The sequence below is a fragment of the Duganella violaceipulchra genome (assembly GCF_019166075.1).
Lineage (GTDB): Bacteria > Pseudomonadota > Gammaproteobacteria > Burkholderiales > Burkholderiaceae_D > Rugamonas > Rugamonas violaceipulchra.
Window position 1 is genome coordinate 1 of the sequence record NZ_JAHTGR010000235.1, and the last position, 255, is coordinate 255.

Annotated in this window: 1 protein-coding gene; it reads left to right on the top strand. The window is 69.4% G+C overall.

The window, feature by feature from the left end; translation table 11 throughout:
• On the top strand, nucleotides 1-255 hold a 255-nt coding region (locus KVP70_RS33855), incomplete at both ends, for a condensation domain-containing protein (RefSeq protein WP_217946799.1).

Below are 255 nucleotides of genomic sequence, written 5' to 3' on the forward strand. Positions count from 1 at the left end.
TCATGGTGCTGCAGGCCGCGTTGTCGGTGTGGCTGGCGCGCCTGGGCGGCACGCGCGACATCGTGGTCGCCACGCCGGTGGCGGGGCGCGACCTGGCCGAGGTGGAGCCGCTGATCGGCTTCTTCCTTAACACCGTGCTGCTGCGCACCCCGGTGGCGCCGGACGCCTCGTTCGAGCAGGTGCTGGCGCTGAGCAAGGAGATCGCGCTGCAGGCGCTGGAACACCAGCAATATCCGTTCGAGCAGCTGATCGAGG